The sequence below is a fragment of the Nesterenkonia sp. YGD6 genome (assembly GCF_022565895.1).
Taxonomy (GTDB): Bacteria; Actinomycetota; Actinomycetes; order Actinomycetales; family Micrococcaceae; genus Nesterenkonia.
Map to the genome: position 1 here is coordinate 387672 of NZ_JAJOYY010000001.1, position 13837 is coordinate 401508.

At 69.6% G+C, this 13837-nt stretch carries 12 protein-coding genes; 9 read left to right on the top strand and 3 right to left on the bottom strand.

What is annotated here, in order from left to right; genetic code table 11:
- Window positions 1–53: 53 nt before the first annotated feature.
- The 8 genes from LTI14_RS01825 (at window position 54) to LTI14_RS01860 (ending at window position 9271) form a co-directional block, all read left to right on the top strand.
- A complete protein-coding gene (locus tag LTI14_RS01825) occupies window positions 54–434 on the top strand; it encodes a DUF1844 domain-containing protein (RefSeq protein ID WP_241463981.1) in 381 nt (126 codons plus the stop codon).
- Window positions 435–536: 102 nt separating this feature from the next.
- Window positions 537–1877: a glycosyltransferase family protein gene (locus LTI14_RS01830; RefSeq protein ID WP_241470114.1), complete on the top strand. Its 1341-nt coding sequence runs from the start codon at window positions 537–539 to the stop codon at window positions 1875–1877.
- Window positions 1867–3225, top strand: coding sequence for a glycosyltransferase family 4 protein (locus LTI14_RS01835; RefSeq protein WP_241463978.1), 1359 nt, complete (start codon window positions 1867–1869; stop codon window positions 3223–3225). Before LTI14_RS01830 ends, LTI14_RS01835 begins: the two co-directional genes overlap by 11 nt.
- A complete protein-coding gene (locus tag LTI14_RS01840; protein ID WP_241475605.1) occupies window positions 3222–4493 on the top strand; it encodes a glycosyltransferase family 4 protein in 1272 nt (423 codons plus the stop codon). The genes LTI14_RS01835 and LTI14_RS01840 overlap by 4 nt, the downstream gene beginning before the upstream one ends.
- Window positions 4490–6427, top strand: a complete 1938-nt coding sequence (locus tag LTI14_RS01845) for an ABC transporter ATP-binding protein (protein ID WP_241475613.1) — start codon at window positions 4490–4492, stop codon at window positions 6425–6427. The genes LTI14_RS01840 and LTI14_RS01845 overlap by 4 nt, the downstream gene beginning before the upstream one ends.
- Window positions 6424–7608 carry a phosphotransferase family protein gene (locus tag LTI14_RS01850; protein WP_241463972.1) on the top strand — a complete coding sequence of 395 codons (1185 nt, stop codon included), beginning with the start codon at window positions 6424–6426 and terminating at the stop codon, window positions 7606–7608. The genes LTI14_RS01845 and LTI14_RS01850 overlap by 4 nt, the downstream gene beginning before the upstream one ends.
- Entirely contained in the window at window positions 7605–8663 is a 1059-nt protein-coding gene (locus tag LTI14_RS01855) for a phosphotransferase family protein (RefSeq protein WP_241463971.1), read from the top strand. The genes LTI14_RS01850 and LTI14_RS01855 overlap by 4 nt, the downstream gene beginning before the upstream one ends.
- A gap of 137 nt (window positions 8664–8800) precedes the next feature.
- Window positions 8801–9271: a hypothetical protein gene (locus LTI14_RS01860; protein ID WP_241475615.1), complete on the top strand. Its 471-nt coding sequence runs from the start codon at window positions 8801–8803 to the stop codon at window positions 9269–9271.
- Window positions 9272–9306: 35 nt separating this feature from the next.
- Here LTI14_RS01860 and LTI14_RS01865 read toward each other — a convergent pair whose 3' ends face one another.
- Together LTI14_RS01865 and LTI14_RS01870 are read right to left on the bottom strand one after the other, a co-directional pair.
- Complete coding sequence (locus tag LTI14_RS01865; RefSeq protein WP_241463968.1) at window positions 9307–9966, bottom strand: response regulator transcription factor; 660 nt, start codon at window positions 9964–9966, stop codon at window positions 9307–9309.
- Window positions 9963–11609 carry a sensor histidine kinase gene (locus tag LTI14_RS01870; RefSeq protein ID WP_241475617.1) on the bottom strand — a complete coding sequence of 549 codons (1647 nt, stop codon included), beginning with the start codon at window positions 11607–11609 and terminating at the stop codon, window positions 9963–9965. The genes LTI14_RS01865 and LTI14_RS01870 overlap by 4 nt, the downstream gene beginning before the upstream one ends.
- 84 nt (window positions 11610–11693) lie before the next feature.
- On the opposite strand from LTI14_RS01870, the gene LTI14_RS01875 reads away from it, so the two are divergent.
- Window positions 11694–13013 (top strand): phosphotransferase family protein, encoded by a 1320-nt coding sequence (locus LTI14_RS01875; protein WP_241475619.1) that lies wholly within the window; start codon window positions 11694–11696, stop codon window positions 13011–13013.
- On the opposite strand, the gene LTI14_RS01880 is transcribed toward LTI14_RS01875, so the two are convergent.
- Window positions 12988–13440 carry a hypothetical protein gene (locus LTI14_RS01880; protein ID WP_241475621.1) on the bottom strand — a complete coding sequence of 151 codons (453 nt, stop codon included), beginning with the start codon at window positions 13438–13440 and terminating at the stop codon, window positions 12988–12990. The genes LTI14_RS01875 and LTI14_RS01880 overlap by 26 nt on opposite strands.
- Between the last annotated feature and the right edge of the window lie 397 nt (window positions 13441–13837).

Consider the following 13837-nt stretch of genomic DNA (forward strand, 5'->3'; position numbering starts at 1 on the left):
GCCGTGTTGAGTGCGTTTAGCGCGGCCGATGAGACTGTGACAAGCTTACCAGCATGCAGAGTGAGCAGAATAACCACGCCGAGAATCCCGATCTCGCCCAGGCGGTCAACCAGCGGTCCCGCGACATCTCCGAGGTGCCCGCGGTGGAGCTGATCAACACCGTCGCCGTGCACCTGATGAGTGCCGCCGCGGTCAAGACCGGCCTCGCCGATGACCCCAAGGCGGAGGAGCTCAAGGACCTCGATGAGGCCCGCAAGCTGATCACCGCCCTTGCAGGTCTGATCACCGCCGCCGCCCCCGAGGTCGGCTCGACCCACGCCGCGCCGCTGCGCGACGGGCTGCGCTCGCTCCAGCTCGCCTTCCGCGAAGAGTCCACCGTCCCGGATGCACCCGGGAAGGGTCCCGGCGAGAAGTGGACCGGCCCGGTCAACTGACCCTTTCATGAGAACCAGATGAGATCAGGATGAGAGAACTCGGAAGAGACTCTCATCCTGGTCTCATCGTTGCTTCACCTGCGGTGACCAGAGTGGTCTTCCATGAGCATCACCGCAGTCCTCTATTCACACGACTCAGTCGGACTGGGCCACGCCCGCCGCAACCGGGCCCTCGCCCACGCCCTCGCCGCAGACCTCCCGCGGCTGACCGATCAGCCGGTGCGCGGACTGCTGATCGCAGGGCATCCGGACGCGACCGCAGACTCGCTGCCCCAGGGCTGGGACTGGCTGGTCCTCCCCGGGTTCACCCGCACCGCTGAGGGCTACGCCTCCAGGAACCTCGATGTGAGCAATGAGCGGCTCTCCTCGCTGCGCCGCTCCACCGCTGCCGCCGCCATCAAGGCCTTGTCCCCGGATCTGTTCATCGCAGATCGGCACCCGTTCGGGGTCGACGGGGAGCTGCTGGACTCGCTGGCCTGGCTGCGTGCCCAGGGCACCCGCTGCGTGCTCGGCATGCGCGAAGTGCTGGATTCCCCCGCTGCCGCTCGCACCGAATGGGCCCGGATCGGCGGAGCATCTGCCGCCGCGAAGTTCTATCACGCGGTCTGGGTCTACGGGGATCCCCTGATCTACAACCCGATCACCAGCGGTGAGATCCCTCAGCCGCTGGCAACCCGGACCCGGTTCACCGGCTACCTCAGCCACGGGCGCCCCACCGACGAGCTCTCCGACTCCAGCGTCCGTGCTCGTGAGCCCTATGTGCTCTCCATGGTCGGCGGAGGCTCCGACGGCGGTCGGCTTGCCCTGGCGGCCGCGCAGGCTCGGGTCCCGGCCGGGCATCGACACATCATCCTCACCGGACCACAGATGCCCCTGGGTGACCACACCAGCGTGGAGCGCGCCGTCGCTGCCTCCCCAGACTCCGCCAACATCCAGGTCACCCGGCTGGCACCGCATGTCCCTGCGCTGGTGCGCGAGGCCGCCGCCGTCGTCTCCATGGCGGGGTACAACTCCACGGCCGAGATCATGGCCACCACCACCCCAGCGCTGCTGGTGCCTCGGGCCACCCATCGGGCGGAGCAGCCTCGCCGAGCTCGGGCGCTGGCCGCCGTGGGCGCCGTCGACACCCTGGCCGCCGGGGAGCTCAGCGCAGCCGCGCTGAGCCGGTGGCTCGGCGACGCGGTGACCCGGCGCAGCGACCGCGGCGCGGTGGACCTTGACGGGCTGACCCGGATCGGAGCGCTGGCGGTCGCGGAGCTGGCGCTCGGACCCGCGGCGGTGCGACGCGCGGCTGCCGGTCACACCCAGCAGCCCGCACCCGTGACTTCTCCCGCGAGCGCTGCAGCCGCTGCTCGTGCCCACGCGCCGTCCCCGGCGCCCTGCGCCGCCACACCCCTGACTCCCCAAACTGCCGAAGCGAGGTCCGATTCTCATGTCCGTTGAGCACACCGTCGAGACAACCCCCGCACCGACCCATGACCCGTGCAACGGCACGCCCGCGGTCCCGCGCGATCACGTGGTCGGGTATGTGCTGAAGATGTATCCGCGCTTCTCGGAGACCTTCATCGTCTCGGAGATCCTGGCCAGGGAAGCCGCCGGTGAGCAGATCGTGATCTTCTCGCTGCGGCCGAGCACCGACGCCCGCTTCCATCCGGAGCTGGCCCGGGTCAAGGCTCCGGTGATCCAAGTGCCGCGCAGCTCCACCTCCTCGAAGCTGTGGGCCCAGCTGGCCCTGGCCGCTGCGTCCCCCGCCTTGGCCCCCGGGCTGCAGCGCAGCCTTCCGGAGCTGCTGGCCGCCGGACACGACGACGCACAGCAGGCCGTCGGTCTGGCCCATGCCGCCCACCAGGCGGGAGTCACTCACCTCCACGCGCACTTCGCCTCGATCGCCACGACGGTGGCGCGGCTGGCCGGCCGGATCAGTGGTCTGCCGTATTCGTTCACCGCCCATGCCAAGGACATCTTCCATGAGGACGTGGACCAGCATGAGCTCCAGGCGAAGCTGGCGGAGGCTCATCACGCGATCACGATCTCCGGCTACAACCTCGACGACTTGCGCACCCGATTCCCTGCGGCGGCCCAGCGGCTGCATCTGGTGCGCAACGGCCTGGAGCTCTCTCGCTTCCCCTTCACACCGAATCTCGGAACTCAGCCTGCCCCAGACCCCAGCCTCGAGAGCCCACCGCGTCCTGCCCGACTGCTGGGCATCGGCCGGCTGGTCGAGAAGAAGGGGTTTCATCTGCTCATCGAGGCGGTGGCCAGGCTGCGCGACGAGGGCCTGGACGTGCAGGCCGACATCGCGGGGGACGGGCCCCTGGCGAATCATCTGCAGCAACAGATCGACGACGCCGGGCTGAGATCCTCGGTGCGCCTGCTGGGGCCCTGCACCCAGCAGGAGGTGGCTGAGCTGCTGGGCTCTCATGACGTCTTCGTGGCCCCGTTCGTCATCGGGGCCGATGGGAACGCCGACGGCCTGCCCACCGTGCTGCTCGAAGCCATGGCGCGCGGCATCCGCTGCGTGGCCGCCGAGGTGACAGCCGTGGGCGAGGTGGTCCGCCCCGGTGAGACCGGGTGGCTGGTCCCCGCCGGGGATGTCACGGCCCTCACCGCCGCGGTGGCCGAGGCGATCACGACCGACCCGGGGCATCTGCGCATGCTCGAGGCCGGGCGCACCCTGATCGAGCAGAACTTCGACTCCGCCGCTCAGTCACGCCGGCTGCAGGCCCTGGTCAGCGATCCCGCGTCCCCTGCGGCGCAGAACCGGCTCGCCGCAGTGCAGGAGCCGGTATGAGGATCGGCTACCTGCTCGCTGACCCCGGCATCGGTCTCTTCGGCTCCAAGGGCGCGAGCGTGCACGCCCAGGAGATGATCCGCGCGTTCAGGACACTGGGTCACGAGGTCACCGTCTTCTGCACCAAGCGCGGCGATAAGCACGATGACCCCACCACCGTTTCGGTCCCCGCGGATCTCGCGGACCTGCCGGTCTTCGTGGTCCCGATCTCCGGGAGCGAGGGTGCTGCCGCCCGGGAGGTCGCCGTCGGCCGCACCGCCGCCAGAATGGCCGACCTCGCTGTCGAGGGCGACTTCGATCTGCTCTACGAGCGGTACTCCCTGTTCTCAACCGCCGGCGTCGAGGCCCGAGGGCGCAGCACGGCCCGGCTGGTGGTCGAGGTCAATGCTCCATTGCTCACCGAGCAGCAGCGGCACCGCAGCCTCCACGATGTGGCATCCGCAGAACGGTCCACCCGGGAGACCTTTGCCCAGGCTGACCTGCTCTCCTGCGTCTCCGCGCCGGTGGCGGACTGGGCGCGGGGGATGCTCTCCGCGGAGCCCCACGAAGGGGCTCCGCCGGTGCGGGTGACCCCGAATGGAGTGGATCCGGCACGGTTCTCCGCACGGCGCCCTGACCTGCGACGCACAGATGCAGGGACGACTCAGCAGGACACCGTGACCATCGGGTTCCTCGGCACCCTGAAACCCTGGCACGGCACCGACCTGCTGCTGCGCGCGTTCGCCCAGGTCCTGGAGCGCAGACGTTCCCAGGCTCTCGGCGCGGATGCGCCCCAGCCGGATCTGCGGCTGCAGATCATCGGCGGCGGACCCGAACGAGAGCGCCTGGAGTCCCTCTGCGCCGAGCTGGGCATCGGCGAGCGCGTGGAGTTCAGCGGATCGGTGGCCCCGGCACGGGTGCCGCGGCTGCTGTCCGGCCTGGACATCGCGACCGCTCCATACCCCGCCACCAGCACGCGGGACGAGCACTACTTCTCCCCGTTGAAGGTCTACGAGTACCTGGCCGCCGGGGTGCCGGTGATCGCCTCCGCGCTCGGTGAGCTGACGCGGCTGCTCGAGGGCGGCTCGGCGGGAGCGTGCGGGGAGACGGTTCCGCCCGGTGACCCGGACGGACTCGCGCAGGCGCTGATCCGGTTGGTCGAAGACCCCGCGCGGCGTGCCCGGATGGGGACCGCCGGGCGCAGCCTCGTGGAGGACGAGCACAGCTGGGTGCAGCGCGCACAGGACCTGCTCGCGGAGCTCCCTGCCCTGGAGGTGACCAAGCGATGAGTCGACGATCCGACGCCAGGTCCTCCCGCACGCTGCACCGCCGCGGGGTCATGCGCACCTTGCGCATGGTGCTGCCGCACCTGGGAGAGCACAAGCTCCTGATCGCCCTTGGACTGCTGGCACTGATGGGCGACGTCGCGTTCCGCGTGCTCGAACCGTGGCCGGTGAAGTTCGCCGTGGACGCAGTCTCCGAGGCGCTGGGGGCCCGGGTCGAGGAGACCATCGACTCCAGCCACAACGTGGAGGGGATGATCATCTTCTGGGCGTTCGCGCTGGCGCTGATCGTCGGCGGCCGGGCGATCTGCAACTACGCCTCGACCATCGCCTTCGCCAAGACCGGGGTGAAGGTCGCCGCGAGACTGCGCAGCAGGGTCTTCGACCACATCCAGTCGCTCTCGCTGCGGTATCACTCCAAGGCCTCCATCGGTGACACCTCCCAGCGACTCGTCGGGGACATGGGCCGGCTCCAGGAGGTCGCCGTGACCGCGGGGCTTCCCATGGTGGGAAATCTGCTCACCCTGGTGACCCTGCTGATCGTGGTGCTGATCCTGAACCCGCTGCTCGCGCTGATCGTGATCCTCACCGGCGTCGGATACCTGCTGGCGAGCAGGGTGCTGAGCCCGAAGATCACCTCGGCCTCCCGCTCCACCCGCAAGGGTGAGGGCCAGCTGGTCGGTGATGCCGCCGAGGCGCTGGGCGCCATCCGCGTGGTGCAGTCCTACGGCCTGGAGAAGACGGTGGCCTCCGGCTTCGCCGCCGGCAACGCCAAGGCGCTCAAGGCCGGTATCCGGGCACGGAAGCTCGCCGCCCGGCTGGAGCGCTCCACCGATCTGCTGGTCGGCATCGCGACCGCTGTGGTGCTGGGCTTCGGCGGTTGGCAGGTGCTCCAGGGGTTCATGACCCCCGGGGACATGGTGCTGTTCCTGCTCTACCTCAAGATCGCGATGAAGCCGCTGCGCGATATGGCGAAGTACACCGGCAGGATCGCCCGCGCCACAGCCTCCGGTGAGCGCATCGCGGATCTCCTCGACGAAGAGATCGAGATCCAGGACCCCGAGGATCCGCTGCCGCTGGGACGCGCCTCTGGAGAGCTGACCTTCTGGAACATCAGCGCGAACGACCATCGCGGCACGCCGTTGTTCGAGACGCTCAACCTGAGCATCCCGGCGGGTCAGCGCGTGGGGCTGCTGGGGCCCTCCGGCGCGGGGAAGTCCACCCTGGCCGGGTTCCTCCTCCGCCTCGCCGATCCGGAGGCCGGCTCGGTGCTGGTGGACGGGTACTCCGCGCGCAACGTCACCCGAGCCGACCTGCGGCGCAACATCGCGATCCTGCTCCAAGAATCGGTGCTCTTCAGCACGTCAGTGCGAGAGAACATCCGCTACGGCCGGCAGGACGCCACCGACGTCGACGTCGAGGAGGCGGCCCGGCGGGCCGGTGCCCATGACTTCATCATGGCGCTGCCCGAGGGGTATGAGACCGAGCTCGGAAACCGCGGGGACACGCTCTCCGGCGGGCAGCGTCAACGCGTGGCGATCGCCCGGGCGCTGGTCCGCGACGCGCCGATCATCCTGCTGGACGAACCCACCACCGGCCTGGATCCCGCCTCACGGGGAGTGGTGGAGAACTCGATCCGCGAACTGACCCGCGGACGCACCACGGTGGCGATCACCCATGACCTCAGCATGATCCAGGATCTGGACCGGGTGCTCTGGCTCGAGGCCGGACGCATCCACGAGGACGGCACCCCCACGGAGCTGCTCGCCGATGCACACTCGCGGCTGGCGCAGTGGGCGGCCACCCAGCGCAGCGCCGCAGACTCCGGGGCCGGGACAGCGGAACAGCTCAATCCACCGGATCCGACCGCGGCTGCGGGTGGGACTGAGTCAGCAGAGCAGACGGTGCCGACGGACAGGACAGAGCAGGTGAGTCGATGAGCCAGCCTCACACAGAATGGACCGCCGCCGATGAGGCTGCCGCTCAGGCGTCGCGCATCCCGGGGGCCCGCACGCTGCTGGACCCCCACGCGCTCTCGGAGCTGCTGGACCAGCCGGCCACCATCACCCGGGTCAGGATCAAGACCGGACATTCGGTGGTCGCCGCCTTCACCACCGACGACGCCGAACCCGGGTGGGCGATGCTCACCGTCCACGAGGACAAGCTCAACAAGGCCCGACAACGGGCAGCCGATGCTGATGGGCTGGCGCGGTTCTGCGTGCACTCGGAGCACCCGCCGCATCTCTTCAGCGGGAGCCTGTGGGCAGACCCCGTGCTGGGCAAGGACCTCACCGAGGCGCGCCAGGCGTTGAACGGTGCGACGGCTGCCGAGGCGCCCTGGAAGATCCTGCGATACAACCCTCGTCGACGGGTCGTGGCCGCGGTGCCGCCCACCGGTCCCGGGCACGGCGAGAAGATCCTGCGGGTCGCCGCCAGGGGCACCGCCCCTGCGTTGTCGACGGCTCAGCGCTGGCGAGAGCTGGGCCTGCCGCTGGTGCGCAGCACCCCGGTGGGCGGGCGCGGCACCGCCACGAGTGCGCCGCTCTGGGGTTGGGCCGACCTGAGCAGCAGCGCGTATGCTCCGGCCGCGACCACGGCGGGGGCGGCTCTGGGCCGGCTGCACCGGCACACCGCCGGATCGCGGCGAGACCGTCTTCCGATCCAGCCGAGCGGTTCTGCGAGCGCCGTCGCCGCCATCGCGCCGTGGCTTGCGGATGCCGCCTGGGGCCTGGCGGACCGGGTTCGCGCCGCAGTCGACGCGCTGCCCCCGGGCCCGGACTCGGAGCTGCACGGGGATCTCTCCCCCGATCAAGTGGTGATGGCCACGCCTGAGAGTCACAAGATCAGACTGATCGACTTCGACCGCTCCGGCGTCGGTGATCCGATGCGCGATGTGGGCAGCTGGGCCGCCTCCTGCCGCCGGCTGCGGCTGGAACCGCTGATCAGCTCTTTCCTGGAGGGCTACTGCGCGGACGAGGCTCCTGACCTGCGGCGGATCGCTGTCTGGGAGGCCTACGCCCAGCTGAGCTCCGTCACAGATCCGTTCCGGCACCGTGAGCCCGAATGGGCTGACCGGATGCAGACCACGCTGAGCCTGGGCGAGGAGGCGCTGAAACGATGACCAGACTCCCGATGACGAACTTCGCGCTGCCCCCCACCGTTCTCACCGACCAGGGCCGGCCGATGCGTGTGACCCGGGCCTGGCCGCGCCCAGAGCAGGCAAGGCTCTCCTTGGAATGCGAGGACGCAGGCCAGCGCCGCGCCGGTATCTGGGACGGTGCCAGCGCAAGCCTGCAGCCGCTGGGCGCCGATGCTCGGCTGGCCGACCTCGAGGAGTTGGCCCGCGGCGGCGTCGTCGTCTCTCACCGACCCGGAAAACGGGCGGTGGTGCGGCGCGAGGACCAGTTCATCAAGGTGGTTCGGCGCGGCCGCACCCGAACCATCCTGGACGGGATCGAGCGGGCGGACGCGTTCACCGAGTACTTCCGCACCCCCGCGGTGCTGGCGCACACCCGGTCCACGGTGACCTTCGGCGCGCTGGAGGGATCCAGCCTGCACGAGCCGAGAAGGCTGGGTCCGCAGCGGTGGGAACGAGCCTGGGCCGAAGTGCTCAGCGCCTGGTCCCGGTCGGTCTCCTCCTCCGCCGCCGAGGCTTCCAGCAACGGGGGTTCCGACCTCCCCGGCATCCCGGAGCACTCGGCGGATCAGGAGATCGTGGTGCTGGCGCACTGGGCCCGGCTCGTCGAACCCTTTGTCCATCCCGCAGACCAGATGTGGCGCAGCGTCGAACGCATCAGCGAAGACCTCGCGCAGCTGCCTCAGGGGCAGCTGCGCCCGGCCCACCGCGACCTGCACGACAAGCAGCTGCTCTGGAGCCCGCAGAACGGACCGGGACTGCTCGATGTGGACACCGCCTGTCTGGCAGATCCGGCCCTGGACCTGGGCAACCTGCGAGCCCATGCTCGACTGCGGATGCTCCAGGGCATCTGGGAGCGGCACGCAGCCAGGACGGTGGTCAGCGCGGTCGACGCGACGGCGGCGCGGCTGAAGGTGCCGGGCAGGTCCTTGGCCGTCTATGAGCGTGCCGCGGTGCTGCGTCTGGGATGCGTCTATGCCGTGCGGCCGGCCTACGTCGAGGTCGCAGCCGCGATGCGGGCCCACGTGGCGCTGCCATAGCGAGCCGCAGTCGCAGCGCTGAGGGAAGATGAGAATCTTCTCATCCTGGTCTCACGCCTCGCTCACCATGCAACACGATCATGGAAGATGAGATGAGGAGCCGCTGGTCGGCGTCGAGCAGAGAGGACCTGCGCATCATGAACAGGCAGACAGGCTGGATCATCACCGGGGCCCTGAGCATCGCGGCGCTCGGCGGCACGGTGGCCGTGGCTGAGCTCAGCGGTCCCGACCAGACACAGGATCTCGGCGACGCCTTGGAGGTGACCGGTGAGAGCGAGTCCGCCTCCTCCACCGATCGGTCTACCGATTCCTCCGCCGGCGAGCCGACTCGCGCCGGCTCGGCACCCTCCGCCACGTCGCCGACCTCAGCACCCTCGGCGGCATCGGCCGAGGAGTCCGCTTCCCGGAGCCCCGCCGCCGTCACCCCGGCACCGCCTTCGACCTACCAGCAGCCACCGCTGGAATCAGCATCCTCCTGGTCCCCGGTCAGTCCGCTCTCCCCGGAGAGCTGGTCCCCGGTGACCCCGGTCAGCTGGTCCCCGGTCTCGGCCGTCAGCTGGTCAGCCGCGTCAGCGGCCAGCTGGTCCCCACCCTCGGCCCCGAGCTGAGTCAGTCTCTCCCCGCCTCAGTGCGGCCGGCCGCGTCAGACGTCGAGCCGATAGCCGACTCCGCGCACGGTCTGGATCGCCCCGGCACCGATCTTCGCACGCAGGTATCTGACGTAGACGTCCACCAGGTTCGATCCCGGATCGAAGCTGTAGCCCCAGACCCGTTCAAGCAGCTGCTCGCGGGAGAGCACCTGTCCGGGGTGGCGCATGAAGGTCTCGGCCAGGGCGAACTCCCGGGATGAGAGGTCATGCTGCTTCTGCGCCACGGCGATCCGCCGCCCATGCAGATCCAGCACCAGCGCGCCTACGGTCAGCTTGGTCGGCTCCTCCGCCGAGCCTCCGCGCAGCCGCAGCCGGATCCTCGCGAGGAGCTCATCGATGCTGAACGGCTTCGGCATGTAGTCATCGGCCCCTGACTCGAGTCCGGCCACGGTGTCGGCCGGGGTGCTGCGGGCTGTCAGGATGATCACCGGCGCTCCGAAGCCCTGACCGCGCAGTCGTCCCAGCAGGCGCAGCCCATCCTCATCGGGCAGCCCGAGATCGAGGACCGCGAGGTCCACCGAGTTGTTCAGCGCGTATTCGAACCCCTCCGACGCCGAGGCGCCGCGCAGCACGGCGTAGCCGGCCGCGCGCAGTCCCTTCTCGACGAAGGACGCGATCCGGTCCTCATCCTCGATGAGCAGAATCTGGGTCATCCATGGCTCCTTGTATCGATCGGCAGCGGCGCGGTGGCGTCGTCGTCGGGGGTCTGTTCTGCGTCCTGGCTCGGCTCCCGGATGTCAGCGGCGCCGCTGTCGCGCGGGATGACCACGGTGAAGCGTGCGCCGACGCCGGGCGCGGACTGGAGGTCCACGCGCCCACCGTGCGCCTGCGCGATCGCGGCCACGATCGGAAGCCCAAGGCCAGATCCAGGTCTGGAGGTGTCGGTGCGCCCGAAACGGTGGAAGATCCGCTCCTGGTCCTCCGCAGCGATTCCCGGTCCCTGATCGCGGACGAAGATCCGGATCTCTGTGGCGGTGAGCTCCGACCCCAGCGCGATCACCGAGCCGGGAGCGGAGAACTTCACCGCGTTGGCCGCCAGCTGCAGCCAGGCCTGGGTCAGCCGCTCGCGGTCCACCCAGGCGGCGCCCTCGACGCGTGACTCCACGATCCAGCGGTGCCGGCCCAGGGCGAGCGCCTTGTCATAGACCTCGTCGGTCAGCGTCCCGATATCGGTGGGCGCGCGCTGCACGAAGCCCGGGCGACCGGCCTGGGCGAGCGTGGTGAGGTCATCGATCACACGGTTCATCCGGGTCAGCTCGTCCAGGGTCAGCTCGCGGGTGGAGGTCACGTCCTGCCGGTCACCGGCGTCGAGGACCTCCAGGTGTCCACGCACGATGGTCAGCGGGGTGCGCAGCTCATGGCTGACGTCGTGGATGAGCTGGTCCTGGGCCTGGAACGACTCCTCGAGCCGGTCGAGCATCTCATTGACAGATTTGGTCATCTCGGTCAGGTCGTCCCTGCCGGTGACCGGGATCCGTTCGGAGAGGTCTTCGCGGCCGATATGCCGGGCGGCGGAGGCCAGCACTCCCACCGGGTGCAGCAGTCGTCCGGCGATCGCGCCGCCCACGATGGCCACCACGCCCAGGGAGAGCAGCGCCACGGCGGCATAGATGAGAAAGCCCTCGGCGAAGACCCTCTTTTCTGCGGTGATGTCATAGGCCATGACCAACGCGCCCACCTGCGGCTCCTCCGCGGTCTCGGTCGACTCGTCAGCGGCGGGATCTGGTGCGTCGAGGTCCGGGGCGTCTGCTGCGACGTTCCCCTGTACCGGGACGATCGCCGTGCGGTAACTGGTGGTCGCAGTCTCGATGGTGACCACGGTGGCCCGTTCGCTGAGCGCATGGGACTCCAGGGCGCGCAGCAGCTGCTCGTCCTCCTCCAGCCGCACCGGGGTGACCGGCGAGGTGAAGGCCACCTCCCCATCCACCAGTCCCACGATCCCTTCATTGCGGGTCGGGATGATCCGCTCCATCGCGGTGCGCACCAGCTCCGCCGGGGAGCTGAACGGCTCACCGGTGCCGGGGTCCACGCCGACCTCATGCAGGACCCGGAACTGTTCGGCGTCGGCCGCCAGCTCGGCGTCGATGCGCCCTTCAACCTGCGCCTGCTGGATCGCGAACGCGGTGTAGCCCGAGACTGCCAGCGCCAGCGCCGCGAGTCCGACGACCGCGGCGAGGATCCGCGCCCGCACGTTCAGCGGGCCCGATCGCCATCCGCGGGGCACACTGCGCCGTGGGCCCGGGACCTCGGCGGACTCCGGACCTGAGTCAGCATCAGGCTGGCGTGAGTGGCTCATCGTGTTCAGTTTCTCATTCAGATCGCCTTGAAGAGGCCCTTCCTCGATGAGAGTTCTTTCATCTGTGTGCGAGAGGATGGCGCCATGGCTGAGCATCAGGTGCGCGGGGATCTGCTGGGCGTGCTGCGCGGGCCCGAGGCCGAGACGCTGCTGCGGCAGTCCCTGGACACCTCCGGCATGGAGATGCGCAGCTGGGAGCTGGAGCAGATCTACGCCCGGCCCGGTGCCGAGATCTCGGCCCGGTACCGAGTCCAGTGTGCCGCTCCCGGCGCCGAGGCCCCGACCGGGCCGACCGCGGCCGCCGAGCGCAGGGAGCTGACCGTGGTGGCCAGCACCGTGGCGCTGACCCCGCAGCAGCGCCGCAGCATGGGCGCAGTCCGGGCCGACTCCCTCCAGGGCACCGTGCACCTGTGGGTGCACCCGGTGGACCCGGAGCTGCCGGGGCTGTTCGTGGTGGAGCACCCCGCCGCCTCCCCCGGGGGTGGTCTGGGCAGCCGCGAGCTTCCGGGCGATGCCGAGCTGGAGTCACGGCTGAGCATGGTTCTCGGAGAACAATGCAGGCTCAAGGGTCTGCAGATGCTGGTGCTTCGTCCCCTGCGCCGGGCCGTCTACCGGGCGTTGGTCTCCTCGGCCCGGGGTCAGCGGGTGGTCTACCTGAAGGTGGTCAGACCCGCGCGGGTGCAGCAGCTGCTCGAACGTCACGGCTGCTCTGTGCTGATCCCGGCCATCGCCGACGCCGGGGACGGCATCCTGGTGATCGACCAGGCGCCCGGGCTGGCTCTGACCCATCACCTCTACCGCCCCACCTCCCAGGCCGACTCCCCGGTCGACGTCGTCCTGCCCGACCCGCAGGTGCTGATCAGGGCGCTGGAGACGCTGCGACCAGAGACTCTGAGAATGTCGCCCCGGGTGCCCGCGGCGCAGCGGCTCGACGGTCTCGCGGAGTCTGCCACCGCGGCGGGGGCTGATCCGCACCGGGTGCAGCGGCTGTGCGAGCGCATCGGCTCGGCCCTGCGCGAGACGCCTGGCCCGGTCGTGCCCACGCACGGGGACTTCCACCCGGCCAACCTGTTCCTGGATGAGGCGGCGCAGCACCCGATGGGTCTCATCGATGCGGACACCGTGGGACCGGGCTACCGGGCCGACGACCTCGCCACCATGCTGGGGCACCTGCTGGTGCTGCCGAGCATCGACGCGGAGGGGTACGCCGCAGTGCCGGAGTTCGCGCAGCGCTTCCACTCGCGCTGCCTGATCGACACAGACCGCATGGATCTCGGCGCACGCACAGCGGCGGTGCTGCTCTCCCTGCTGCCGGGGGCGCGCAGCCCTGAGCAGCGCGAGCATCACCTGCACTGCGCGGAGACGCTGCTGCGGCCGCTCAGTCCTGCGGGTCAGCCTCGCTGAGCCAGACCTGCGTGGGACGGATGAAGAGCAGCACCAGCGCCACAGCTGCCGGCGCCAGGAAGGCCAGGCCGATGAGGCTGGCGCCTCCGGAGAAGAAGCTGAAGGAGAGCACCACGATCAGCAGCTGGAGCACCATCGCCGGAGTGCGGGCACCCTGGGCGCCGAGGAAGATCCTGAAGCCCAGCACCACCATGATCAGCCCGAAGAGCACATAGAGCACCACCAGGGCGATCTGACCGGCGGTGTCCAGCACCTGCGGCGGTGAGGCCACGGCGCTGGCGATGGCGTTGAAGGCCACCGTGAGGCCCTGGACGAAGAGGATCAGGAAGATCACCCACACAGCCAGCGGTCGGGGCCGCGCCTGGACGAAGCGCCGCGGCGGCCGCGGGGCGTTGAAATCCGGCTGGACGGAGTCATCTGAGGCCATATCTCCATTGAACCACCCGCGGACCGCGCGCAGGGCCGCCGCACTCCCGCGCACCGGGCTCTCAAGAGGACCCTCTGACGTGGAGCTTCTCTGCAGCCTGGGAATCCTGTGACAAAGTACACACTGTTTCGGGGCCATTTCAGTAGTGCGAAGTCTTGTTTGCCAGCCGTTAACATGCCAACGTTGATTGCGTACTTATTCGGGATGGCAGAACACCTCACCCGAGGTCTGGAGCCGTACAGCAGTCCAGGCACTGCGGATCATCTGGACCGTGGAACATTCTGTCGCCTGGAAGCGGATGTGACTCCCTGGAGACTCATGCTCGAGCACCTCACCATGAGGCTCGGTCGAGGAATCGCCGCTGAACACCCAATGACCCGAACATCGGCGCCCTCGA

Coding starts and splice junctions, on each gene's coding strand:
- LTI14_RS01840 (WP_241475605.1), top strand. CDS start 3,222: ATGAGGATCGGCTACCTGCTCGCTGACCCCGGCATCGGTCTCTTCGGC.
- LTI14_RS01845 (WP_241475613.1), top strand. CDS start 4,490: ATGAGTCGACGATCCGACGCCAGGTCCTCCCGCACGCTGCACCGCCGC.
- LTI14_RS01850 (WP_241463972.1), top strand. CDS start 6,424: ATGAGCCAGCCTCACACAGAATGGACCGCCGCCGATGAGGCTGCCGCT.
- LTI14_RS01855 (WP_241463971.1), top strand. CDS start 7,605: ATGACCAGACTCCCGATGACGAACTTCGCGCTGCCCCCCACCGTTCTC.
- LTI14_RS01880 (WP_241475621.1), bottom strand. CDS start 13,440: ATGGCCTCAGATGACTCCGTCCAGCCGGATTTCAACGCCCCGCGGCCG.
- LTI14_RS01870 (WP_241475617.1), bottom strand. CDS start 11,609: ATGAGCCACTCACGCCAGCCTGATGCTGACTCAGGTCCGGAGTCCGCC.
- LTI14_RS01825 (WP_241463981.1), top strand. CDS start 54: ATGCAGAGTGAGCAGAATAACCACGCCGAGAATCCCGATCTCGCCCAG.
- LTI14_RS01875 (WP_241475619.1), top strand. CDS start 11,694: ATGGCTGAGCATCAGGTGCGCGGGGATCTGCTGGGCGTGCTGCGCGGG.
- LTI14_RS01865 (WP_241463968.1), bottom strand. CDS start 9,966: ATGACCCAGATTCTGCTCATCGAGGATGAGGACCGGATCGCGTCCTTC.
- LTI14_RS01830 (WP_241470114.1), top strand. CDS start 537: ATGAGCATCACCGCAGTCCTCTATTCACACGACTCAGTCGGACTGGGC.
- LTI14_RS01835 (WP_241463978.1), top strand. CDS start 1,867: ATGTCCGTTGAGCACACCGTCGAGACAACCCCCGCACCGACCCATGAC.
- LTI14_RS01860 (WP_241475615.1), top strand. CDS start 8,801: ATGAACAGGCAGACAGGCTGGATCATCACCGGGGCCCTGAGCATCGCG.